The sequence below is a fragment of the Flavimobilis rhizosphaerae genome, assembly GCF_014852685.1.
Lineage (GTDB): Bacteria > Actinomycetota > Actinomycetes > Actinomycetales > Cellulomonadaceae > Flavimobilis > Flavimobilis rhizosphaerae.
Window position 1 is genome coordinate 437,866 of record NZ_JACZDF010000001.1, and the last position, 25,058, is coordinate 462,923.

General features: G+C 71.7%; 17 protein-coding genes. 16 read left to right on the forward strand and 1 reads right to left on the reverse strand.

Annotation, left to right across the window (positions count from 1 at the left end; translation table 11 throughout):
- The 3 genes from IGS67_RS13725 (at position 1) to IGS67_RS01890 (ending at position 7,429) form a co-directional block, all read left to right on the forward strand.
- The gene (locus IGS67_RS13725; protein ID WP_192277268.1) at positions 1-5,139 is read left to right on the forward strand and encodes a PKD domain-containing protein; all 5,139 of its coding nucleotides are present in this window, start codon (positions 1-3) and stop codon (positions 5,137-5,139) included.
- The gene (locus IGS67_RS01885; RefSeq protein ID WP_192277270.1) at positions 5,136-6,056 is read left to right on the forward strand and encodes a glycosyltransferase family 2 protein; all 921 of its coding nucleotides are present in this window, start codon (positions 5,136-5,138) and stop codon (positions 6,054-6,056) included. Before IGS67_RS13725 ends, IGS67_RS01885 begins: the two co-directional genes overlap by 4 nt.
- Before the next feature lie 146 nt (positions 6,057-6,202).
- Positions 6,203-7,429 carry a hypothetical protein gene (locus tag IGS67_RS01890; protein WP_192277272.1) on the forward strand — a complete coding sequence of 409 codons (1,227 nt, stop codon included), beginning with the start codon at positions 6,203-6,205 and terminating at the stop codon, positions 7,427-7,429.
- A gap of 129 nt (positions 7,430-7,558) precedes the next feature.
- Here IGS67_RS01890 and IGS67_RS01895 read toward each other — a convergent pair whose 3' ends face one another.
- Positions 7,559-7,792 carry a hypothetical protein gene (locus tag IGS67_RS01895; RefSeq protein ID WP_192277274.1) on the reverse strand — a complete coding sequence of 78 codons (234 nt, stop codon included), beginning with the start codon at positions 7,790-7,792 and terminating at the stop codon, positions 7,559-7,561.
- A gap of 198 nt (positions 7,793-7,990) precedes the next feature.
- Here IGS67_RS01895 and mfd point away from each other — a divergent pair, with 198 nt between their 5' ends.
- The 13 genes from mfd (at position 7,991) to IGS67_RS01960 (ending at position 24,954) form a co-directional block, all read left to right on the forward strand.
- Positions 7,991-11,632, forward strand: coding sequence for a transcription-repair coupling factor (gene mfd, locus IGS67_RS01900; RefSeq protein WP_192277275.1), 3,642 nt, complete (start codon positions 7,991-7,993; stop codon positions 11,630-11,632).
- 217 nt (positions 11,633-11,849) lie between these two features.
- Entirely contained in the window at positions 11,850-12,335 is a 486-nt protein-coding gene (locus tag IGS67_RS01905; protein ID WP_192277277.1) for an adenylyltransferase/cytidyltransferase family protein, read from the forward strand.
- 13 nt (positions 12,336-12,348) lie between these two features.
- On the forward strand, positions 12,349-13,968 hold the full coding sequence (locus IGS67_RS01910) for a sugar transferase (RefSeq protein WP_210767053.1): 1,620 nt from the start codon (positions 12,349-12,351) through the stop codon (positions 13,966-13,968).
- A 146-nt stretch (positions 13,969-14,114) separates the two neighbouring features.
- A complete protein-coding gene (locus IGS67_RS01915; protein WP_192277279.1) occupies positions 14,115-14,801 on the forward strand; it encodes a MazG family protein in 687 nt (228 codons plus the stop codon).
- 478 nt (positions 14,802-15,279) lie between these two features.
- Positions 15,280-17,394, forward strand: a complete 2,115-nt coding sequence (locus tag IGS67_RS01920; RefSeq protein WP_192277281.1) for a carbohydrate-binding module family 20 domain-containing protein — start codon at positions 15,280-15,282, stop codon at positions 17,392-17,394.
- Between the two features lie 173 nt (positions 17,395-17,567).
- Positions 17,568-17,882, forward strand: coding sequence for a hypothetical protein (locus tag IGS67_RS01925; RefSeq protein WP_192277283.1), 315 nt, complete (start codon positions 17,568-17,570; stop codon positions 17,880-17,882).
- 114 nt (positions 17,883-17,996) lie between these two features.
- Positions 17,997-18,518, forward strand: coding sequence for a glycerophosphodiester phosphodiesterase (locus IGS67_RS01930; RefSeq protein ID WP_192277285.1), 522 nt, complete (start codon positions 17,997-17,999; stop codon positions 18,516-18,518).
- Positions 18,519-18,551: 33 nt separating this feature from the next.
- Positions 18,552-18,689: a hypothetical protein gene (locus tag IGS67_RS01935; RefSeq protein WP_192277287.1), complete on the forward strand. Its 138-nt coding sequence runs from the start codon at positions 18,552-18,554 to the stop codon at positions 18,687-18,689.
- A 424-nt stretch (positions 18,690-19,113) separates the two neighbouring features.
- Positions 19,114-20,394 carry a phosphopyruvate hydratase gene (gene eno / locus IGS67_RS01940; protein ID WP_192277289.1) on the forward strand — a complete coding sequence of 427 codons (1,281 nt, stop codon included), beginning with the start codon at positions 19,114-19,116 and terminating at the stop codon, positions 20,392-20,394.
- Positions 20,395-20,812: 418 nt separating this feature from the next.
- Positions 20,813-21,544, forward strand: a complete 732-nt coding sequence (locus IGS67_RS14255) for an FtsB family cell division protein (RefSeq protein ID WP_328741363.1) — start codon at positions 20,813-20,815, stop codon at positions 21,542-21,544.
- A 139-nt stretch (positions 21,545-21,683) separates the two neighbouring features.
- Positions 21,684-22,193: a DUF501 domain-containing protein gene (locus IGS67_RS01950; protein WP_192277847.1), complete on the forward strand. Its 510-nt coding sequence runs from the start codon at positions 21,684-21,686 to the stop codon at positions 22,191-22,193.
- A gap of 196 nt (positions 22,194-22,389) precedes the next feature.
- Positions 22,390-23,349: a Ppx/GppA phosphatase family protein gene (locus IGS67_RS01955; RefSeq protein WP_210766954.1), complete on the forward strand. Its 960-nt coding sequence runs from the start codon at positions 22,390-22,392 to the stop codon at positions 23,347-23,349.
- 147 nt (positions 23,350-23,496) lie between these two features.
- Positions 23,497-24,954, forward strand: a complete 1,458-nt coding sequence (locus IGS67_RS01960; RefSeq protein WP_192277293.1) for an NAD(P)/FAD-dependent oxidoreductase — start codon at positions 23,497-23,499, stop codon at positions 24,952-24,954.
- Positions 24,955-25,058 lie beyond the last annotated feature (104 nt).

Consider the following 25,058-nt stretch of genomic DNA (forward strand, 5'->3'; position numbering starts at 1 on the left):
ATGAGCACGAACCACCGCACCAGAGCACGACGGGGAGCCGCGGTGCTCGCCGTCGTCGCGACGACTCTCCTCGGGGCGCTCGTCCCCGTGACGAGTGCCGTTGCGTCCCCGACAGTCGACTCAGGGACCGTCGCGGGACCTGCCCGCTCGGTGAAGCCCGAGGTGGTGGGTTCGACGGGTCTCCCGACTGCTCAGATCGACGGCGTCGCCTGGTCTCAGGTCGTTGTCGGCACGACCGTCTTCGTCGGTGGTGAGTTCACGACGGCGCGCCCGCCCGGCGCCGCGGCCGGCACGCAGACCCAGCCGCGCGGCAACCTCCTGGCGTACGACGTGCGCACAGGTGCTCTCCTGCCCTGGGCGCCGGCCGCGAACGGAGCCGTCCGAGGACTCGCGGTGTCGCCCGACGGGAAGACCCTCTACGTCGCTGGTGCGTTCACGGCGATCGGAGGCGAAACGCGCTACCGCGTGGCTGCGTTCGACGTCGCCTCGGGGGCGCTGCTCCCGTTCCGCCCCGTCGTCAACGCGACGGTGCTCGACGTCACCGTGTCGTCGAGCGCCGTCTATGTCGGCGGCATCTTCACGACCGTCAACGGCGTCCTGCGGCAGAAGGTCGCGGCGGTCCACCCTGTCGGCGGCGGCACGCTGCCGTTCACCGTCGCGGTCGACGACGGTCGTGTCCAGGCGCTCGAGGTCTCGCCCGATGGCAGCTCCGTCGTCATCGGCGGGAGCTTCACGACGGTCGGTGGCTCGTCGAACCCCGGCTACGGGCTTGTCAGAGTCTCGGGGACGACGGGCGCGACGATCGCCACGCCGATCAATACCGAGATCCGCAACGGCGGCGCTTCCTCGTCGATCTACTCACTCGCCTCGGACGGTGACAACTTCTACGGCACCGGCTACCACTTCGGAGCCGGCGGCAACACGGAGGGCACCTTCGCGGGCCGCTGGTCCGACGGCTCTCTCAGCTGGGTCGAGGACTGCCACGGCGACTCGTACTCGACCGCTCCGCTCGACGACGCCGTCTACACCGTGAGCCACAAGCACTACTGCGCCAACTCCGGCGGTTTTCCCCAGACGAACCCCTGGCGCATGCGCTACGGGACCGCGGTGTCCAAGGCCGCGGTGAACGACACTAACGTCGCGGACATCTACGGCTACGGCGACCACGACGGCCAGCCGCGGCCCGACATGCTCGACTGGTTCCCGGAGTTCAACACGGGTTCCTTCACGGGGCAGGGGCAGGGTCCCTGGTCGCTCGCCGCGGGTGCAGGCTATCTCGTCGCAGGCGGCGAGTTCACCCGCGTCAACAACGTCCCGCAGCAGGGTCTCGTGCGTTTTGCGAAGCGGACCGTCGCACCGGACACCGACGGGCCGAGGAACGGTGGCGCGAACGCCGGGCTCGTCGTCACGTCGCCCGCGTCGGGCACGGCGCTCGTGCGCTGGCCCGCGAACTTCGACCGGGGCGACGAGGAGCTCACGTACCGGCTCTACCGCGACGACCAGTCGACGATCGCCCAGGAGCGCACGGTGACGGCGTCGTTCTGGAAGCTGCCGACCCTGACGTTCGTGGACCGCGGGCTCGCTCCCGGGTCGTCGCACCGCTACCGCTTACGTGCGACCGACGCCGCGGGCAACGCCGCCTGGTCGGACTGGGTGAGCGTGACGATCGCTGGTGCGGGCAGCCTGGGAACATACGCGCGCACGGTCCTCGAGGACGGACCCTCCTCCTACTGGCGGATGGACGACGCGAGCGGGACGACGGTGACCGATCTCGTCGGCACCCGCAACCTCACGGCTCGTGCGGGAGTCGGGGCGGGCGCGGCCACTGCGCTCACCGGTCAGGAAGGTTCCGCGCGGACGCTGTCGGGCACGAGCACGTCATGGGCGGCGGCATCGACCGCTGAACCTGCCCCGATCGAGTTCTCCGTCGAGGCGTGGTTCCGCTCGTCCTCGACCCGTGGCGGACGCATCGTCGGCTTCGGCTCGTCGTCGACCGGGAGCTCCGGGACGAACGACCGTCACGTCTACGTCGACTCGCAGGGACGCGTCGCCTTCGGCGTCGCGACGTACGGCCGCTCGACGGTCGTCTCGCCGTCGAGCTACAACGACGGCCAGTGGCACCACGTCGCCGCGACGATGGACCAGGCGGGCGGGCTCTCGCTCTACGTCGACGGTCGCCTCGTCGGTGCGCGTGACGACATCCGCACGGCCGACGCGTACAACGGCGTGTGGCGGGTCGGCGGCGACTCGATCGGGTCCTGGCCGTCCGCGCCGTCGTCGGCGAGCCTCACGGGCGACGTCGACGAGGTCGCGCTCTACGACGGTCGGGTCCTCACCCCGACGCAGGTGCGCGAGCACTACGAGGCCGCCGGGCGCGCCGTGACGGCGCCCGCCGCACCCGCCGACGCCTACGGCGCGGCCGTATACGGTGACCAGCCTGCCCTCTTCTGGCGGCTCGCGGAGACGTCGGGCACGTCGGTCGCTGACGCCTCGCGGTCGGGCCAGCCGGGCACGCTCTCGGGCACCGTGACGTACGGCGTCCCCGGCGCGCTCAGCGGCGTCGCGAACACCGCGTTCCGTCTTGCGTCGCCGGCCCGCATCGTCGGGTCGCGTCAGGTCTCGAACCCGACGCGCTTCACGACGGAGGCCTGGATCCGGACGACATCGACCCAGGGCGGTCGCATCGTCGGGTTCGGGAACTCTGCGTCGACGACCTCGACGAACTACGACCGTCACACCTACATGCAGGACGACGGCCGCATCGTCTTCGGCGTCTACCGTGGCGCGGAGTACCGTGCGACGTCGACCGCTGCGTACAACGACGGAACGTGGCACCACGTCGTCTCGAGCCTCGGCGCGGACGGCATGCGGCTCTACGTCGACGGCGAGCTCGTCGGCACCAACCCGCAGACCCGCGCGGAGAGCTACACCGGCTGGTGGCGCGTCGGCGGCGACAACACGTGGGGGTCGTCCGCGCAGACGCTCGCGGGTGACATCGACGAGGTCGCGATCTATGCGCAGCAGCTGAGCGACGCGACGGTCGCGTCCCACTACGCGCTCGGCTCGGGCGTCGTGCCGAACGAGTCGCCGACGGCCGCCTTCAGCGCGGACGTCACCGAGCTCGCGGTCGCGCTCGACGCGTCCGGCTCGGACGACCCCGACGGGACGATCGCGTCGTACGCGTGGAGCTACGGCGACGGCAGCACGGGGACGGGGAAGACGTCGTCCCACACGTACGCGGCCGACGGCACGTACACCGTGACGCTCACCGTGACCGACGACCGCGGCGCGACCGACACCGCGACCCGGCAGGTCGAGGTCGCTGCCCCGCCGGCGAACGTGGAGCCGACGGCATCCTTCACAACGACGACTTCCGGGTTGGACGTCACGGTCGACGCGTCGGCGTCGGACGACCCCGACGGGACGATCGCGTCGTACGCGTGGACGTTCGGCGACGGGCAGGGAGCGACCGGCCGGAACCCGGCCGCGCACACCTACGCGGCAGCCGGCTCGTACACGGTCACCCTCACGGTGACGGACGACGACGGCGCGACCGGAGTCATGACGAAGGAGGTCACCGTCGCAGAGCCGAGCGGCGCGGCCGTCGAGGACGGGTTCGGCCGGGCGGTGTCGAACGGCTGGGGCACGGCCCCGACGGGCGGCGACTGGGCCGTCGGTGCGCCAGCGTCGGCCTTCTCGGTGGCTTCCGGCACAGGGCGCATGGCGCTTCCGGCGGGGGCGACGCGGGTCGCGCGTCTCTCGTCGGTATCGGCGCAGGACGTCGAGGTCCAGGCGACCGTGTCGCTCGACCGGCTCCCGGCGGGCACCGGCTTCATCAGCCTTGCCTCGCGGACGACCGGCACGACGGGCTACGTCGGTCGGCTGCGCGTCGGGACGGACGGATCGATCCAGCTCCACGTCGGCCGGGGTGTCGCGTCGATCACGGCGCTCGCGGGCGGTGTGGTCTCAGGCCTGACGTTCGAGCCGGGCACGAGGTACCGCGTCCGGCTCCAGACGACGGGCACGAGCCCGACGACGGTGCGCGCGAAGGTCTGGGTCGACGGCACTGCGGAGCCGGCGGACTGGCGTGCGACCGTGACGGACTCGACCGCCGAGCTCCAGCAGGCGGGCGGGATCGGCGTGCAGGTCTACGTCGGCGGTGCTACGGGCGCGCCCGTGGTGACGGCGGCGTGGGACGACCTCTGGGCCGGTGAGCCCGGGACGGCGCCGGGTGGGGGCACCCCGCCCGCGAACGTGGCCCCCACGGCAGCGTTCACGTCGAGCTCGGCGGGCCTCGTGGCCGAGCTCGACGGCCGGGGCTCGGACGACTCGGACGGGACGATCGCCTCGTACACGTGGGACCTCGGTGACGGGTCGACGGCGACGGGTGCGACGCCGTCGCACACGTACGGTGCGTCCGGCACGTACACGGTGCGGCTCACTGTGACCGACGACGACGGCGCGACGGACTCGGTGACGCACGACGTCACGGTCACTGCTCCGGCGGCCGGCACCCTCGCCGAGGACGCGTTCGCGCGGACCGTGGCGAACGGGTGGGGGAGCGCCGTGACGGGCGGTGCCTGGACGGCCTCGAACCCGCAGTCGTCCTACTCGGTCGGTGGGGGTGAGGGTCGCATGGCCCTCACTCCGGGCGCGACGCGCGTCGCACGGCTCGGGGCGCTCAGCGCCCGTGACGTCGACGCCGAGGTCGTCGTCGGTGCCGACGTCCGTGCTGCCGGGACGGGATTCTGGACCCTCGCGGCCCGGACGTCCGGGACCACGGGCTACGTCGCCCGCCTCCGGGTGGGCACGGACGACTCTCTCCAGCTCCACGTCGGAAGAGGCGTCGCGACGATCGCACCGCTTGCGGGCGGCGTGGTCCCGGGTCTGACGTTCGACCCCGCGGTCCGGTACCGGATCCGGCTCCAGGTGACGGGCGCGAGCCCGACGACGGTGCGAGCGAAAGTCTGGGTCAACGGCACCGCCGAGCCCGGCGCCTGGTTCGCCTCGACGACCGACTCCACGGCGGACCTCCAGTCGGCAGGGGGGATCGGGCTCCAGGCATACGTCGGTGGCGCCGCCGGCTCGCCGACGGTCACGGTCGGGTGGGACGACCTCGTGGTCGAGGAGGTGCCGTGACGGACGCCCAGATCACGGTCGGCATCCTCACGTTCCGGCGGCCTGAGGGGCTGGCCAGCACCCTCCCTCGCGTCCTCGAGCAGGTCGTGGACGTGCCAGGTGCCGAGGTGCTCGTCGTCGACAACGACTCCGTGCCGAGCGCACGACCCGTCGTCGACGCCTTGAGAGCACAAGGCTCCCCGGTTCGCTACGTGCACGAGCCCGAGCCCGGCATCGTCGCCGGGCGCAACCGGGCGCTCGACGAGGCACCGGGCGACGTGCTCGTCTTTCTCGACGACGACGAGCTGCCCGCACCGGGGTGGCTGAGGACGATGCTCGACGCGCACGAGCGCTTCGGCGGCGCGGGGGTCGTCGGTCCGGTGCTCGGCAAGATCGAGGGCGAGCTCGACCCGTGGATCGCGGCCGGTCGGTTCTTCGAGCGCAAGCGTTACCCGACGGGGACCGTCCTGCCCCTCGCCGGAACCGGCAACCTGCTGCTCGATCTTCCGTCGGTGCGGCGGCACGGAACACGCTTCGATGACGCGTTCCGGGTCTCGGGCGGCTCGGACACGGCCTTCACGCGTGAACTGACGGCAGCGGGCGGACAGCTGTTCTGGTGCGACGAGGCGCCCGTGCTCGACGTCGTCCCGACCGAGCGGGCGACGCGACGCTGGGTGGTGCGCCGAGCGTTCCGCAGCGGGAACTCGCGGGTCCGGGTCGCGGTGCATCAAGCGACGTCGGTGCCCGCCCAGCTCCGGCACCGGGTTCGCGGAGCGTCAGCGGGTGCCGTGCGGATCGGGGGTGGCGCGCTGCGCGCGACGCTCGGCACGGTGGCGCGCAGGCCGGACCACCAGGCGCGTGGCGTGCGGACCGTCGCGCGCGGTGCTGGGATGGTGGCGGCGGCGTTCGGCGGGGTCTACGAGGAGTATCGCCGCTGAGGCGTCGCGACGATGACGAGAGGGGCGGAGCGGTGGGCACGACCGGTTCTGGGAGCAGCAGGTCCGTCCTGCACGACCTTGCCGAGCCTGCGCACGCTCCGGGCATCACGCCTGGTCCAGAGGTGACCGAGGCGGACCGGACGAGGATGATCGAGAAGCTTCTCGCGGCCGCGCTCGTCGTCATCGCCGGCGCGTGGTACCCCGTCGTCGGAGGTCTCACCGTCGCGACGGTCCTCGCGGTCGCGCTCGCCCCGGTCCTGCTGTCGTCGCTCCGACGGTTCCGCGGCGCATCCGGCCTCTTCCTCCTGTGGCTCGCGGCGATCGGTGCGGGCCTGCTCCTCGCCAACCTCGCCCACCCGGAGTCGACGGTCCTGCCGAACGTCACGCGCGACGGCGCCTTCCACCTGCTCGGTGTGACGTTCGGGGTGCCCGTCGTCCTCTGGGCGCGCGAGCGCTGGAGCGATCCGGCGGTGGGCCTGTTCTTCGGTCTCGGGATGCTCGCGACGGCGATGACGGACCTCTCGCCGATCAACCCGTGGAAGTTCACGCTGTCGGTGCCCGTGGCGGTCGTCGTGCTGTCGATCGCCTGGCTGCGTCGCTCGCGACGGCTCGAGATCGCTGCGCTGCTCGCCGTGGCCGGTCTGTGCGCGGTCAACGACTCGCGCTCGATGTTCGGTCTCGTCCTGATGACGGCGGCGATCGTCGCGGGGCAGGAGTGGCGCGAGCGCTCGCGGCTGCGCCGGGGGCGGGGCCGGGCGAAGCGTCGTGGAAGCGTGCTCGGGCTCTTCCTGCTCGTCGCGGTCCTCGGTGGCGGTGCCTACCAGCTCGGGCAGGCTCTTGCGCTCGAGGGGGCGCTCGGCACCGCTGCCGCGGAACGCTCGGCGCGGCAGATCGAGCAGTCCGGCTCGATGCTCGTCGGTTCGCGTCCTGAGATGGGGGCGACGATCGCGCTTGTGCGGGAGCGCCCCCTCGGCTTCGGCCTCGGGGTCCTGCCCGACGGTACCGAGCTGCGTGCCGCGAAGATCGGGATGTCCGGTCTCGGCTACGACCCGAACAACGGCTACGTCGAGAGGTATATGTTCGGTCGTGGTGTCGAGGTCCACTCGGTCGTCGGTGATCTGTGGGCCTGGTCCGGGCTCGTGGGCCTCCTCCTCGGCGTGGTGCTGCTCGTCGTCGTCGGTCGGGGTCTGCTCGGGCGTCTCGTCGACGGGACGGCGTCAGCGCTGATCGTGCTGCTGAGCCTGCGGGTCCTCTGGGATCTGCTCTTCGCGCCGTTCGCGAGCACGATGGTGTTCCTCACCCTGCTTCTGGGCCTTCTGCTCGTCCGGCGAGAGGCGACGGACCCATCCTCCGAGGCGTCCTTGCGGGCGTGACCGTCGTTCGGGGCCCACGCTGCTCCTTCGCCGGGGTGGTGCGCCTCGCGCAGCACGTCGCTCGTCACGCGACGATGCCCGGCCCCTTCCGGGCGCCGGGCATCGTCGTGCGCGAGGATCGACGGGGTGTCAGCGGGCATCTCCCCAGACGTCGTTCCAGATCTCGGACCATGTGCCGTCTGCGTGGCGGCGCGGGAGCGTGAACGACGTGTCGAGGTGGGCCGCGGGTGTCCACGTCACGGGTGGGGTGACGGGGAGCGAGGGCGCGTCGACGTGGCGCCGTGCGCGTCGGATGACGAGCATGACGATGAGCAGCGACAGCACGATGACGGCGGCTGCGGGTGCATGGAGCTCGGCGAGCATCGGTCCTCCTCGGGTCGGCGCCGGGGTGACCGGCCTGGATCGATCGTCGCGAGCCCTCGGGGTCATCCGACAGGGGAGGGCGGGGTGAGCACCGGGGTGATTGGTGGCGGTGACGCTCATGTGGCCGGGGGAGAGCGCGGGCGTAGACTCGGGGCCGAAAATCCGTCGTCCGGGGTGCTTGCCCCACCTTGGAGAACCATGTCCCTCACCGGTGTGCTCGCCCTCCTGCGCCAGGATGCGGCGGTCGCCGACGCGGCCGGCCGCGTGAGTGCGCGCGGTGCTCTCGACGTCGTCGCGCCCGCGGGTGTGCGGCCGGGCCTGCTCGCGCTGCTCGCGGGCGCGGACCCGGACGCCGCGGCCGCGGCGGGCGCGGAGGTCGCGGACGTCGTCTACCGGACGGGCCGTCCGCTCGTCGTCGTCACCGCGACGGGGCGCGAGGCCGACGAGACCGCGGCGGCGCTGTCGTGCTACCTGCCGGCGGACGACGTCGCGGTGCTCCCGGCGTGGGAGACGCTCCCGCACGAGCGGCTCTCGCCGCGAGCGGACACGGTCGCGAACCGTCTCGGCGTCATGCGTCGGCTCGCGCACCCCTCGGGGGAGCGGGGCGTCGACGGTCCCGTCCGTGTGCTCGTCGTGCCGGTGCGTTCGCTGCTGCAGCCGGTCGTCGCGGGACTCGGGGACCTCGAGCCGGTCCAGCTGCGGGCGGGCGACCGCGTCGACCTCACGGACGTCGCGCAGCGGCTCACGGACGCGGCGTACACGCGCGTCGACATGGTCGAGCGGCGCGGCGAGTTCGCGGTGCGCGGCGGGATCCTCGACGTCTTCCCGCCGACGGAGGACCACCCGGTGCGCGTCGAGCTGTGGGGCGAGGACGTCGAGGAGGTCCGCTGGTTCGCGGTCGCCGACCAGCGCAGCCTCGAGATCGCGGAGCACGGTCTGTGGGCGCCACCGTGCCGCGAGCTGTTGCTCACGCCGAAGGTGCGCGAGCGGGCCGCTGCGCTCGTCGAGCGTCTGCCGGGGGCGACGGAGATGCTCGACCGCATGGCCCAGGGCATCGCGGTCGAGGGCATGGAGTCGCTCACGCCTGCGCTTGTCGACGAGATGGTGCCCGTGCTCGATCTCGTGCCGGACGACGCGCTGCTCGTCGTCGCGGATCCCGAGCGCGTTCGCCGCAGGGCGCACGACCTCGTCGCGACGACAGAGGAGTTCCTCGCGGCGGCGTGGACGTCGGCCGCGGCGGGCGCCGCGACGCCGCTCGACCTCTCGGCGGCCTCGTTCCTCACGATCGCGGACGTCCGCGACCTCGCGGCCGTGCGCGGGCTGGGGTGGTGGACCCTCACGCCGTTCGCGCACGGACCGGAGGGGGAGGACGTCACGGTCGTCGATGAGGACGCCCCGGTGCTGCGTGTCGGTGCTCGCGACGTCGAGACGTACCGCGGTGACGTGCAGCGGGCGCTCGACGACGTGCGCGGGCTGCAGCTCGCGGGATGGCACCTCGTGCTCTCGACCGAGGGGCACGGCCCGGCGCGCCGCATGACCGAGCAGCTCTCCGCGGAGGGCACGGCCGCGCGTCTCGTGAGCGATGTGCCGCTCGCTCCCGAGGGCGGGGTCGTCCACGTGCTCGCGGCGCCCGTCGGTCAGGGCTTCGTCCACCCGGAGCTGCGGCTCGCCGTGTTCTCGGAGGCCGATCTCACGGGCCGGGCCGGCAGCTCGACGCGCGACATGCGGCGCATGCCGTCGAAGCGCCGCAACGTCGTCGACCCGCTCGCGCTGCGGCCGGGGGACTTCGTCGTCCACGAGCAGCACGGTGTCGGGCGGTTCGTCGAGCTCGTGCAGCGGACGACGGGCGCGGGCGCGAAGAAGGCGGTCCGGGAGTACCTCGTCGTCGAGTACGCGTCGTCGAAGCGGGGGCAGCCGGGCGACCGGCTGTTCGTCCCGACGGACCAGCTCGACCAGGTGACGAAGTACACGGGTGGGGAGTCGCCGACGCTCAACCGCATGGGTGGCGCGGACTGGCAGAAGACGAAGGCGAAGGCACGCAAGCACGTCAAGCAGATCGCGGGCGAGCTCGTGCGGCTGTACTCGGCGCGCATGGCGACGCAGGGCCACGCGTTCGGGCCGGACACCCCGTGGCAGCGTGAGCTCGAGGACGCGTTCGCGTACGTCGAGACGCCGGACCAGCTCGCGACGATCGAGGAGGTCAAGGCGGACATGGAGAAGCCGGTCCCGATGGACCGGCTCGTGTGCGGCGACGTCGGGTACGGCAAGACGGAGATCGCGGTGCGGGCGGCGTTCAAGGCCGTGCAGGACGGCAAGCAGGTCGCCGTCCTCGTCCCGACGACGCTGCTCGTCAACCAGCACCTGGAGACGTTCACGGAGCGTTACGCGGCGTTCCCGGTGACGGTCAAGGCGCTCTCGCGCTTCCAGACGGACGCCGAGGCCGAGGCGGTGCTCGCGGGGCTCAAGGATGGTTCGGTCGACGTCGTCATCGGCACGCACCGGCTCCTCACGGGGCTCATGCGGTTCAAGGACCTCGGGCTCGTCATCATCGACGAGGAGCAGCGGTTCGGCGTCGAGCACAAGGAGACGCTCAAGCAGCTGCGCACGAATGTCGACGTGCTCGCGATGTCGGCGACGCCGATCCCGCGGACGCTCGAGATGGCGGTGACGGGCATCCGTGAGATGTCGACGCTGCAGACGCCCCCGGAGGAGCGTCACCCGGTGCTCACGTACGTCGGCGCGTACGACGACAAGCAGATCACGGCGGCCGTGCGGCGCGAGCTGCTGCGCGAGGGGCAGGTCTTCTACGTCCACAACAAGGTCGACACGATCTCGAAGGCTGCGGCCCGGCTCCAGGAGCTCGTGCCGGAGGCCCGGATCGCGACGGCGCACGGCAAGATGAACGAGAACCAGCTCGAGCAGGTGATCCAGGACTTCTGGGACAAGAAGTTCGACGTCCTCGTGTCGACGACGATCATCGAGACGGGCCTCGACATCTCGAACGCCAACACGCTCATCCTCGAGCGGGCCGACGTCCTCGGCCTCTCGCAGCTCCACCAGCTGCGCGGGCGCGTGGGTCGTGGCCGCGACCGCGCGTACGCGTACTTCCTCTACCCGCCGGAGAAGCCGCTCACGGAGACGGCGCACGACCGCCTCGCGACGATGGCGGCCCACACCGACCTTGGTGCGGGTATGCAGATCGCCATGAAGGACCTCGAGATCCGTGGTGCGGGCAACCTCCTCGGCGGTGAGCAGTCGGGGCATATCGCGGGTGTCGGCTTCGACCTCTACGTGCGCATGGTCGGTGAGGCCGTCGCGGCCTACCGGGGTGACGCGGAGGAGGAGGCTCCCGAGGTCTCGATCGAGCTCCCGGTCGACGCGCACGTGCCGCACGACTACATCGCGCACGAGCGGCTGCGGCTCGAGGCGTACCAGAAGATCGCGGCCGCGCAGACGGACGAGGTCCTCGCGGAGGTGCGGGCCGAGCTCGTCGACCGCTACGGGCCTGTGCCCGAGGCCGTTGCGGCACTCTTCGAGGTCGCGTCGTTCCGGAACTTCGTGCGGGCCGCGGGTCTGCGCGACGTCACGGCGCAGGGCAAGCACATCCGCTTCGCACCGCTCGAGCTGCCCGAGTCGGCGACGCTGCGCCTCCAGCGGCTCTACCCGGGCAGCATGCTCAAGCCCGCGATCCGGGCGGTGCTCGTCCCGTTCCCGACGACGGCGCGCATCGGCGGTCGGCCGCTGCACGGGGCGGAGGTCCTCGCCTGGGCGCGGCAGTTCGTCGAGGCGATCGTTCTCGGGAACGTCGCCTCGGCGGCGGCGCGTGGGACGTCGGGGTAGTCGGCAAGGATGCTCCCACCCGGCTGATACCTCTGCTCGCCCGCGCCTCACCCCGCGCCTTGAGTCTCACCCGCGCAGGTCACCCGACCCCCACCCCGCACAGGGGTGCCGGTTGATCCCGACTCGCTCCTAGGTTGGGTCCAGCGGGGCCGGGGGCGCCGCGCTTGGCGCGGGCCGGAATGCCGCGCCGGCGGTCGACGGATGGGGAGCAGAGCACATGGGTGCAGGGCAGGTGCGTGCCGCAGGGGCGGCGCGCAAGGTGGTCGGGTACGCACCGGGCGCGTGGGACCTCTTTCACGTCGGTCACCTCAACGTCCTGCGGCACGCAGCCGCGCGCTGCGACTACCTCATCGCCGGCGTCGTCGACGACGACATGCTCGAGCTCGCGAAGGGTCGCCGTCCCGTCGTGCCTGCGCTCGAGCGTGCGGAGATCGTCCGCAGCGTGCGGTTCGTCGACGAGGTCGTCGTCGAGACCCAGCCCGACAAGCTCCAGACGTGGCGCGAGCACCCCTTCGACCTCTTCTTCAAGGGTGACGACTGGCGCGGCACTGCCGCGGGCGAGGACCTCGAGCGCCGCTTCGGCGACGTCGGGGTCGAGGTCGTCTACTTCCCCTACACGATGCACACCTCGAGCACGCAGCTGCGGCGTGCGCTCTCCCTCCTCGACCCTCTCGCGACGCTCGCGGGCGTCGCGACCGAGTGACGTAGACGTTGACGTGGCCCACCCGATTGGTGCACCTCTCCCCGGCAGGCTCCCCGTCGGGCTCCCGGCCGGGGCGGACTCGGCGGTGGGTTCGGGCGTCCGCCGGTTCTTCGCGACCGTCCACGCGCCGCGACTCGGCGGCGCTCCTGGAGCGCGGACGACGCCGGACGGCAGCGCCGTCACGACGCCGGACGGCAGCGTCGTCACGCCGCGGGTCGCCGGCAGGCGCCGCATCCTCGACAGCGTCCCGTGGACGGGACGGTACTCGTCGCTCGTGACGCTTCTCGACGCTGCGGCGATCCTCGCCGCCGCGACCGTCGCCGTGCGCCCGTGGTCGGGCGGCGACGTCGCGGGCCGGGCGGTCGTCGCGGCGCTCGTCGTCGTCCTGTGGCTCGGCGGGCTCGTCGTCGAGAAGACGCGAGACCGGCGGATCGTCGGGATCGGGCTCGAGGAGTACTCGCGGGTGTGGCGGGCCAGCTGGCACGTCGTCGCGGCCGTCGGGCTCGCCGCGTTCCTCGTGGGCGCGGGAGTCGACCGCGCGGTCGTCGTCGTGCTCTTCGTTGCCGGGCTGCCCCTCGTGCTCCTCGCGCGCTTCGGCGCGCGCACCTACCTCAAGAGCCTCCGGGACGAGGGACGCGCACTGTCGCGCCTCATCGTCACGGGCTCGCGGACCTGCGTCGCGGAGCTCGTCGCGGACCTCAACAGCAACCCGCGGGCCGGCTACCTCGTCGTGGGCGCGTGCATCCCCGGGGGCGACCCGCTCGCGGGCGAGACTATCGCCGGGATCCCCGTGCTCGGCGACGTCGCGGACGTCCCCCACCAGGTGCGGGTCGTGCAGGCGCACGCGGTCGCGGTCGTCGGGGCCGACAGTCTGACGGCGGGCGTCGTGCGAGACCTCGGCTACCGGCTCGAGTCGACGGGCACGGACCTCATCGTCGCTCCCGGGCTCGTCGACGTCGCCGGACCGCGGGTCGTCCTCAGCCCGGCCGAGGGCCTCTCCCTCGTGCACGTCGATGCGCCGCAGTTCTCGGGCGCGCGCTACGTCGCGAAGTCGGCGCTCGACCGGGGTCTCGCGCTCGCAGCGCTGCTCGTCCTCGCGCTGCCGATGCTCGTCATCGCAGTGTGCGTGCGCGCGACGAGCTCAGGCCCCGTGCTCTACCGGCAGCGGCGGGTCGGGCGCGACGGCAGGCCCTTCCAGATGCTCAAGTTCCGTTCGATGCGCGTCGGCGCCGACGCGGAGCTCGCGACCCTCGCCGCCGCGAACGAGGGCGCCGGTCCGCTCTTCAAGATGCGTGACGACCCGCGGGTCACGCGGGTCGGCGCGGTCCTGCGTCGGTACTCGCTCGACGAGCTTCCGCAGTTGCTCAACGTGCTGCGCGGCGACATGAGCCTCGTCGGACCGCGGCCCCCGCTGCCGACGGAGGTCGCACAGTACGACGGCCACGCGCCACGTCGGATGCTCGTCAAGCCCGGCCTCACCGGGCTGTGGCAGGTCTCGGGGCGGTCCGACCTCTCGTGGGAAGAGGGCCTGCGCAAGGACCTCTACTACGTCGAGAACTGGTCGCTCGTCGGTGACGTGCTCATCCTCGCGCGCACGTTCCGTGCGGTGCTCGCGCACGAGGGCGCGTACTGACGTCCACGCTCCGGGTCGGACCCACCCCCTGCCGCCGCACCGCGGCGGTCGTCCGCCCCGGCCCCGCGTCCGGGTCGTTGCTGACGAGTGGCGGCGACGCCCCGGGCGCCTCCTGCACGCGGGGCCGGCTGGGTCATGATGGCTCCATGAGCGATGCCTGGGACGACCTCGTCAGCACGATGGACCGCCTGCGGTCCCCGGGTGGTTGCCCGTGGGACGCCGAGCAGACGCACGAGAGCCTGGTGCGGTACCTGCTCGAGGAATCGGCCGAGCTTGCGGAGGCCATCGAGACAGGTGACCGCGAGGGCCTGCGTGAGGAGCTCGGCGACGTCCTGCTCCAGGTGGTCTTCCACGCCCGGGTCGCGCAGGAGGACGCGGACGACCCGTTCGACGTCGAGGACGTCGTGCGGGACCTCACGACAAAGCTCGTCCACCGGCACCCCCACGTCTTTGCGGGCACGCCGTTGGGTGACCTCGACGCGCAGTGGGACGCGCTCAAGGCGCGCGAGAAGCGGCGGGAGTCGGTGCTCGACGGTATTCCGGCGGGGCTCGGAGCGCTCGCGGCCGCGCAGAAGGTGCGAGGACGGCTACGGCGGGCTGGGCTCCTCGAGGCAGCGCTCGGCGACCTGCACGGCGGGGATCCGGCGTCCGGTGAGGTCGGGGCGCGCACGGCGGGTGGCGAGCTCGGCGAGCGGCTGGTCGAGCTCGTCGCGGAGGCGGACGCGGCCGGGGTCGATCTCGAGAGCGAGCTGCGGGTCCGGACGGCGCGGCTCACAGCCGTGGCGCGGAGGGTTGAGCGTGAGGGGGCTGTGGCTGAGGAGGCCCGCGACTGAGAGGGTCCGCGACCAAGAGGTCCGCGACCGAGGGTGAGGGCCCGCGACCAAGAGGTCCGCGACCGAGGGTGGGGGCCCGCGACCAATGGGGCCTGTGACCGAGGTACGGAGGGGCGCGGCTCGACGGTTGTGGCCGCGGTCGTGTCCGCGGGGCGGGCGGGACCGCTGGAGTGGGGCGTGCGGGGCTGGGGCCGGGGGGCTGGCGTGGCTGGTGGGGGTGGGGTCGTGCGGGACGTGCAGAACCGCGAGGTCTCGCCATGCGGACCGCCGGAGAACATCCCATCTTGTACGACCCGCTCGGTTCTGCGCGCCGATGGGTGCAGTCGCCGACCCCGGGGCGCCTCGGGTTGTGGCCCTCGCAACTTTCCGTAAGGTTTCATTCGCGGGCCGGAGTCTTGCGGGAGGCGACCGGCGCGGGCGCGGCGATGTCGCAGCGCCAGGAACGGGTCATCGACGATCCTGAGCAAGGAGCCATTCAATGCACTACCCCGTCCATCCCCCCGTCTCGTCGCGTGAGCGGCGCGGCAGGCGACTTCTTGCGGCTGCGGCCGCGGTCGCCGTCGCCGGGTCGGGCCTCGCGGCCCTCCCCCTCCCGGCGCAGGGCGCGACGCCCCAGCCCCCCACCTCCGTCTCGTCGCCGAACGGGCGCGGCGACGTCATCCTCAACATGTTCCAATGGTCGTGGAACGCGATCGCGCAGGAGTGCACGACGACGATCGGGCCTGCGGGCTACGGGTACGTCCAGACCTCGCCGCCGCAGGAGCACATCCAGGGCACCGAGTGGTGGACCTCCTACCAGCCGGTGTCGTACAAGATCGAGTCCAAGCTCGGCACGCGTGCTGAGTACCAGAACATGATCGACACGTGCAAGAACGCGGGTGTGGGCATCATTGCCGACGCCGTCGTCAACCACATGGCGGGCGCCGACAAGGGCGGCGGCACCGGGACGGGCGGCTCGTCCTACTCGGTCGAGAACTACCCTGGCCTCTACGGCCCGAACGACTTCAACGACTGCAAGTCGAACATCAACAACTACGGCGACCGGTACAACGTCCAGAACTGCCGGCTCGTGTCGCTCCAGGACCTGCGCACGTCGTCGGACTACGTGCGCACGAAGATCGCCGGGTACTTCAACGACCTCATCTCCATGGGCGTTGCGGGCTTCCGTGTCGACGCTGCCAAGCACATCCCGGCGGCGGACCTCGAGGCCATCAAGGCGAAGCTGTCGAAGCCGGACGTCTTCTGGGTCCACGAGGTCATCGGCGCGCACGGTGAGCCGATCCAGCCGTCGGAGTACCTGGGCTCGGGCGACTCCCACGAGTTCCACTACGCCCGTGAACTCAAGACGCACTTCGACGGGCAGATCAAGAACCTGCGCTCGATCGGCGACGGCAAGCTGCCGTCCGACCGCGCTGGGGTGTTCGTCGACAACCACGACACCGAGCGCAACGGCGAGACCATGAACTACAAGTGGGGAGCGAAGTACACGCTCGCCAACGCGTTCATGCTCGCTTGGCCCTACGGTTCGCCGTCCGTCTACACGGGCTACACGTGGACGGACAAGGACGCAGGCGCACCCGGTGCGACGGGGAACAAGGTCCCGGACGCCTCGTGCTCGAGCAGCTCATGGACGTGCATCCAGCGCAAGCCTGAGATCACGGGCATGGTGAAGTTCCACAACCTCGTCGCGGGTACCTCCGTGACGAACTGGTGGGACAACGGCAACAACCAGATCGCCTTCGGACGCGGCGACAAGGGCTTCCTCGTCCTCAACAACGAGGCCTCGCCCTCGACGCGCACCTACAAGACGTCGCTCCCTGCGGGCACGTACACCGACGTCGTCTCGGCCACGGGCAAGACCTACACGGTCAACGGCTCCGGCGAGTTCACGGCGACGGTCCCGCAGTATGGTGCGCTCGCGCTCGTCAGGGCCGGCACGCCCCAGCCGACCGACCCGCCCACGACGACCGAGCCGCCCGCCTCCGGTGACCTCAAGGTGTACTACTCGACGTCGAAGGGCTGGAGCGCGTACAAGGTCCACTACAAGGTCGGCTCCGGCGCGTGGACGACCGCACCCGGCGCGGACCTCGTCGCCGCCTGCACCGGCTGGGTGAGCCGCACGATCACGGGCGGCGCCTCGGGCGCCACGGCCGCGTTCAACAACGGCTCGGGCACGTGGGACAACAACAGTTCCAAGGACTACAGTCTCTCGGGCTCCGTCGTCGCCGTGAACAACGGCTCCGTGACGAGCACCGACCCGTGCGGCACCACGACGCCGACGGACCCGCCGACGACCCCTGCGACGACCGCCGCGACCTTCTCCGTCAACGCGCCGACGGTGTGGGGCCAGAACGTCTACGTCGTCGGGTCGATCGCGGCCCTGGGTTCGTGGAACGCGGCGAACGCCAAGCCGCTGTCGGCCGCGACCTACCCGGTCTGGACCGGCACGGTCGACATCCCTGCCGGCACGTCCTTCGAGTACAAGTTCATCAAGAAGGACGGCAACGGCAACGTCGTCTGGGAATCCGGTGCCAACCGCACCGGCTCGACGTCCTCGAGCGGCAGCTTCACCGCCTCCGTCTCCTGGAAGTGACACCCGAGCCCCGCGGGTGACACACGGTGCCCCCGACGCGCGACGCGCGCCGGGGGCACCGTCGCGTCCGTGGCGCCCGTCGCGTCCGTCGCGTCCGTGGCGCCCGCGGCGTCCGTGGCGGACGGACCGTCCGACGTGGGAGGATCGCGGCATACGGCGACGAAGGGGACTCCATGACGACGCCACCGGACCGCACGCGCACCATCGGCCCCGCGCACGGGCAGTGGCTCGAGACGACCGTCGCGGCGCTCGCGCCCGACGACCACGCGACGACCCCCTCGTGGAAGCCGGTGACGGTCCTCGTCGCGGTCGCCCTCACGACCGGCGTGCTCGGTTTCGGCATCGGTGCGTCCCTCGGCGCGGACGACAAGAGTGCCGCACTCGAGGTCGTCGACCTCAGGACGGAGCTCGTCGAGACCCAGCGGCAGCGCTCGATCCTCGAGAAGCGGGTCGCCGAGCTCGAGGCAGTCGTCGAGCAGGCAGGCTGAGCGTCCGTCCCTCGCGGGACGCGCGTCGAGGCGCCGTGCGGCCTGTGCGAGAGGTCGGGGACGTGACGCGGGCCGGCAGCGGCCTGGACGCCTCGGGGCGGTAGCGTCGCACGCGTGACCCAGTTCATCGCCCATCGCGGTGCCTCCGCGACCTATCCGGAGCACACGCGCGCCGCCTACGTCGAGGCGCTCGCGCAGGGCGCCGACGGCCTCGAGTGCGACGTGCAGCTCACCGCGGACGGCGAGGTCGTCCTCTGGCACGACGCGATTCTCGACCGCACCTCGGACGCGTCCGGCCCGCTCCATGCGCTGTCGCTCGCCGAGCTCCGCGCACTCGACGTGTGGTCGTGGCGCAGCACCGCCGCAGCGCCTGCGTCCCACGGCGCGCAGGACGCCCAGGTGCTCACGCTCGCCGAGCCCGTGGCGCTCGCGGTCGGCGCAGGACGCCCCGTGACGCTCGTCGTCGAGCTCAAGCATCCGAGCCCTGCGGGTCACGGCCTCGAGGACGCGGTGCTCGCGATGTTCTCCGCGAAGCCGGGTGTCGGCCAACCGTCGATCTTCTCGCTCAACGCGAGCGGCGCGTTCGACGACAAGCCCGCCAACGTGCTCGGCTTCACCGCCGGTGGCGTGAAGTAGAAGGCCGGTGACGGCTTCACGGGCTCGACCCTCATGGGCATCAAGAAGAACGGCTACGAGGGCTACACGCCCGCGGACCTCACGGACGCGAGCAAATACTCGGACCTCCTCAAGGCCGGGCACAGCAAGGCCCAGGACACGTTCTACGAGATGTCGATCCCGCTCGCGTAGCCCGGGCTCACGGCGGCGAAGCTCGAGTCGCAGGGACTGGGTGTCCAGCTCATCAGCACGTTCGGTCAGTCGGGGATCAACTCGCTGTCGCACGACCCCACCGTCCTCGACAATGCCACGAAGGCGTACTCGGCGGACGAGTCGACGTCGATGGAGAAGGAGGACTGGGACACGTTCTCGGTCTCGCTCGCGCGCATCGGCAAGTAAGCGTCACGGGCTGAGCCCGTGCCACCGCGACCCCGGCAGTCCACCGCTGCCGGGGTCGCGGCACGTCCGGGGCGCGAACGACGTGCCGCACGGAGGAGGGCGCGGCACGTCGGGCCGGTGACGCACGGCGTCCGTAGGACGAAAGACGGGTCCCGCGCGCGGGCGGGGGCGACTACCCTGGGAGCGACCACCACACAGTCATCTGAAGGAGTTCTCTGTGGCCATCATCGAAGGCGTGTACGCACGCGAGATCCTCGACTCGCGCGGCAACCCGACCGTCGAGGTCGAGGTCGCCCTCGACTCCGGCGTGACCGCCCGCGCGGGCGTCCCCTCTGGCGCGTCGACCGGTGCGTTCGAGGCCGTCGAGCGTCGTGACGGCGACAAGGGCCGCTACCTCGGCAAGGGCGTCCAGGGTGCTGTTGACGCTGTCAACGAGGAGATCGCCCCGGAGATCCTCGGTTTCGACGTCGAGGACCAGCGTGCGATCGACCAGACGCTCATCGAGCTCGACGGCACACCCAACAAGGGCAAGCTCGGCGCCAACGCGATCCTCGGTGTCTCGCTCGCCGTGGCCCGTGCCGCGTCGGACGAGGCCGGTCTCGACCTCTACCGTTACGTCGGCGGCCCGAACGCCCACGTCCTGCCCGTCCCGATGATGAACATCCTCAACGGCGGCTCGCACGCGGACTCGAACGTCGACATCCAGGAGTTCATGGTCGCCCCCATCGGCGCGTCCTCCTTCAAGGAGGCCCTGCGCACGGGTGCCGAGGTCTACCACTCGCTCAAGTCGGTCCTCAAGTCCGAGGGTCTCGCGACGGGTCTCGGTGACGAGGGCGGCTTCGCGCCGAACCTCTCGTCGAACCGTGCCGCTCTCGACCTCATCCTCGTCGCGATCGAGAAGGCTGGCTTCAAGCCGGGCGAGGACGTCGCGCTCGCGCTTGACGTCGCTGCGACCGAGTTCTTCAAGGACGGCGCCTACCAGTTCGAGGGCGGCACGAAGTCGGGCGACGAGATGATCGCCTACTACGAGCAGCTCGTCACGGACTACCCGCTCGTCTCGATCGAGGACCCGCTGTCCGAGGACGAGTGGAGCGACTGGGCCAAGCTCGTCGCGAAGGTCGGCGACAAGGTGCAGATCGTCGGCGACGACCTCTTCGTCACGAACCCCGAGCGTCTTGCGCGCGGCATCGCGGAGAAGTCGGCGAACTCGCTCCTCGTCAAGCTCAACCAGATCGGCACGCTCACCGAGACCCTCGAGGCCGTCCAGCTCGCGCAGCGTGCCGGCTTCACGGCGATGGTGTCGCACCGCTCGGGTGAGACCGAGGACACGACGATCGCTGACCTCTCGGTCGCGGTCAACGCTGGCCAGATCAAGACGGGTGCTCCTGCCCGTGGCGAGCGCATCAACAAGTACAACCAGCTCCTCCGCATCGAGGACGCGCTCGGCGAGGCCGCGGTGTACGCGGGCCGCTCGGCGTTCCCGCGCTGGGGCAAGTGAGTTCTCGCGTCCCCGGGCTGAGGCCCTGGGACGCGTGAGCTCGGGGCGGCGCTGACCGTCTGACGAGGCCGGATCCCTGCGGGGGTCCGGCCTTCGTCGTCAGCGTCGGATCACTCCCCGCCTGAGCCTCCCCCGCCTGAGCCACCCCCGCCTGAGCCACCCCCGCCTGAGCCACCCCCGCCTGAGCCACCCCCGCCCGAGCCACCCCGCCCGAGCGGTCCCGCCCTGAAACGTCCATCCCCGCTCCTTCGCCGACTCGTAGGCCTCGAACACTGTTCGATGGTGCTGCGGCCCTACGAGTCGCTCGGGGTGGTGAGCCGGGGTGAGGAGAGAGCGCGGCGCGCCTGTGGTGGTGAAGACAGTGCGTGGATGCGGGTCGCTGGTCCCGGACGGGCCGTGCAGCGGGCAGGATGGTGCCGTGAGCTCTCGTCGTCCCGCGTCCCCGGGCGGCCCGTCGCGGTCGTCGGGCACACGTGCGCGCCCGAGCGCGCCTCGGACGCCGTCGAAGGGCGCTGCCGGAAGGCCGGGCAGCGGCCGGACGGGGGCGGGGCGTCCCGCGAGCACGCGGCCTGCGGGCCGCGAGCCGCGCGTGGCGCCGGGTGTCGAGCGGCCGGTCACGACCGCGTCGGCGTGGCCGCGCATCCTTACGGTGCGGTCGATCGTGCTGTTCGTCGTGGCGATGCTCGCGTTCGTCCTGCTGTTCCCGACGGTGCGCGCGTACTTCGCGCAGGCCGCGGAGCTCCAGTCGATGCGTCAGCAGGTCGAGGACGCGAAGGCGCGCAATGAGGAGCTGCGGTACGAGCTCGGGCGGTGGAACGACGACGCGTTCGTCGCGGCGCAGGCGCGCGAGCGGCTCGCGTACGTGTACCCGGGCGAGGTTGCGCTGCGGGTGCTCGACCCGGAGTCGGTCGTCGAGAATGTCAACCCGGAGACGGGCAAGGGGGTGACGGAGGGCCCGGTCGACGTCGGCTTCGCCGACGCTCCCTGGTACGCGACGATGTGGAACTCGTTCGAGGTCGCCGGCACGGTCGAGGTGACGGAGGACGGTGCGGCTGTGACGAAGGTGCCGGCCGCCGACGCCGACGACGACGACCCCAACACCGACACCGACACCGACAGCGGCGACGGCGCGGGCGACGCGACCCCCTGACCCGCTGTCCGGCGGTGCGGTCGCTGCGCTCTGTGCCTCGTGCAGTGAGGGACAATGGCGGGGTCCCCGCAGCCGCCCCGATGGGAGTCCCGTGACCGAGCAGATCGACCCGACCGTGCCGCAGCCGTCCGAGGATGGCGTGGCTTCTGCCGTCGACGAGACGGTGACGGCAGCGGACCTTGTCGCGCTGCACGAGCAGCTGGGGCGTGAGGCACGCGGAGTCGTGGGGATCGCAGCACGGTGCGTGTGCGGTCGTCCGCTCGTCGTGCGAACTGCTCCGCGGCTCGAGAACGGCACGCCGTTCCCGACGACGTTCTACCTCACGCACCCGGCGCTCGTCGCAGGCGCGAGCACGCTCGAGGCGAACGGTGTGATGAAGGAGATGTCCGCGAGGCTCCTCGAGGACGAGGACCTGGCGGCGCGTTACCGCAAGGCGCACGAGCACTATCTCGCGGAGCGTGAAGCGCTCGGGCACGTCGAGGAGATCGACGGGATCTCGGCGGGCGGCATGCCGACCAGGGTGAAGTGCCTCCATGTGCTCGTCGGGCACGCGCTCGCGGCCGGGCCGGGCGTGCAGCCGCTCGGTGACGAGGCGCTCGCGCTCATCGCAGCGGCCGGGACGTGGTCCCGGGACCGCTGCTACTGCTGACCTCCGCCCGCGCCGACGCCGACCACCGTCGCGGTCGACGGAGCTCTCGCCGTGTGCGCAGGTCGCAGCAAGGCCGAAGGGAACGGCCGGAGCCGACGCGGGTCGTGCGCGCAGGTCGCTGTGCCTCGGGGCGGCGGCGCTCTCCGCGCCTCGGGACGTGGTTCGGGTTCCGGCACTGTCCGACGGTGGTGGGAGGATGTCCGACGTGACTCGCGTAGCTGCCATCGACTGTGGAACCAACTCGATCCGTCTTCTCGTTGCGGACGTCGCGTCCGACGGGACGCTCACGGACCTCGTGCGGCGCATGGAGGTCGTGCGCCTCGGGGCGGGTGTCGACCGGACGGGCGTGCTCGACCCGGTGGCGCTCGCGCGGACGCTTGAGATGACGCGCGACTATGCGGCGACGATCGCCAGGCTAGGCGCGGAGCGGGTGCGGTTCGTCGCGACGTCGGCGACGCGGGACGCGCGCAACCGGCAGGAGTTCGTCGACGGGGTGCGGGAGATCCTCGGCGTCGAGCCGGAGGTCGTCGCGGGCGCCGAGGAGGCGCGCCTGTCGTTCTCTGGTGCGACGAGCGTCATCGGCGACGGGCACGAGGCTCCGTACGTCGTCGTCGACCTCGGCGGCGGCTCGACGGAGCTCGTGCTCGGCACGGAGGTGCCAGCCGGGGAGTTCTCGATGGACGTCGGTTGCGTGCGCATGACGGAGCGGCACCTCGTGTCGGATCCGCCGACCGCTGAGCAGGTCGCGGCGGCGCGCGCGGACGTCCGTGCGGCGCTCGACGTCGCGGAGGCGCACGTCGACCTCGGGGCGGCACGCACGCTCGTCGGGTTGGCCGGGACGGTGACGACGGTGACGGCGCACGCGCTGCGCCTGCCGGCGTACGACCGTGACGCGATCAACGGCGCTGTCCTGCCCGTCGACGTCGTTCTCGCGGCGTGTGAGGACCTCCTCACGATGCCGCGCGAGGAGCGTGCGGCGCTCGGCTTCATGCACCCGGGGCGGGTCGACGTCATCGCGGCGGGCGCGCTCGTGTGGTCGGAGGTCGTCGCGCGCGTCGCGCAGCGTGTCGCCGAGCGCGGGGGCGTGCTCGCGGACGTCCTCACGAGCGAGCACGACATCCTCGACGGCATCGCGCTCTCGGCCGCGCGCGCCTGACGGCTCTGGCTGGCCGTGTGCGCTCGCTACCACCGAGTGTCCACCGTCCTCCTACCGTTCTCGGGTCCGACGCCCCCCGTGTGACGCAACCACCCGTGTGACGAAACCACCCGGGCCTGCGGCTCCGTGCGGATATACGATGGGGGCATGCCCCAGGATGAACTGACCGAGGTTGCGCGCGCCCAAAAGTCGGCCGCGACCACGTCCCGTAAGGTGCCCCGCATCGTCGTGCTCGGTGGCGGATCCGTCGGCCTCTACTCGGCCCGGCGCATCCGCAAGCGGCTCGGCGGGCGGGAGGCGGCGATCGTCGTCGTCGATCCGCGCCCCTACATGACCTACCAGCCGTTCCTGCCCGAGGCGGCGGCCGGATCGATCGACGGCCGTCATGTCGTCGCCCCGCTGCGTCGCGCCGTCAAGGGCGTCGACCTGCTCCAGGGTCTCGTCACGCACATCGATCACGCGGGACGCCGCGTGACGATCCAGCCCGAGTCGGGCGACGCGTACACGATCCGTTACGACCACCTCGTCGTCGGCCTCGGCGCCGTGTCGCGCACGCTGCCCATCCCGGGCCTGGCGGAGACGGCGATCGGCTTCAAGACGGTCGAGGAGGCGATCGCGGTCCGCAACCAGGTGCTCAACCGCATCGACGTCGCGAGCTCGACGTGGGATCCAGAGACGCGCCGGCGCATGCTGACGTTCGTTTTCGTCGGCGGCGGATTCGCGGGCGTCGAGGCGATCGGTGAGGTCGAGTCGATGGCGCGCGCCGCGGTGAAGTACTACCCGGAGATCGACGCGTCCGACCTGCGGTTCGTGCTCGTCGAGGGCTCGCCGCGGATCCTCCCGGAGGTGTCGGCCGAGCTCGGTGGGTACACGCTCGACCAGCTGCGCAAGCGCGACATGGAGATCTATCTCTCGACGTTCCTCAGCTCGTGCGTCGACGGTCATATCGTCCTGTCGAACGGGCAGGAGTTCGACGCGGACACGGTCGTCTGGACCGCGGGCGTCAAGGCGAACCCCGTCCTCAAGGACTCGGACCTGCCGCTCGACAAGCTCGGCCGCGTGACGACGAACGCGTTCCTCCAGGTGGTCGACGCCGACGGCACGGTCGTGCCGGACGCGTGGGCGGCCGGCGACTGTGCCGCGGTCCCTGACCTCGTCGCGGGCGGCACCTGCCCGCCCAACGCGCAGCACGCGATCCGTCAGGCGAACCGCCTCGGCGAGAACCTCGCGAAGGCGCTGCGCTCGGTCGAGCCGACCGAGTACCGGCACAAGAACGTCGGCGCGGTCGCGTCGCTCGGGATGTACCAGGGCGTCGCGCAGATGTTCGGCAGGATCAAGGTGCGTGGCTGGTTCGCGTGGGTGCTCCACCGCACGTACCACGTCATGGCGATGCCGACGTGGAACCGCAAGATCCGCATCATGGCAGGGTGGACGGGCGCGCTGTTCCTCCGTCGCGAGGTCATCTCGCTCGGCTCGATCCACGACCCGCGCGCGGCGTTCCGTGCGGCGTCGCAGCCGCCCGCGCCGACGCAGGCGGCGGGTGCGGCGACGACGCCTGATGACGCTGCGCTCGCCGCGGATCCGAAGGCCGACGACAAGGCCTGACAGCTCCTCGCCGGGCTACTCAGGGAACCACGCTGTCCCGGGGACCGCGTTGCTCGTGGGACCGCACTGTTCCGGGAACCACGGAGGGCCAGGACGTTGAACGC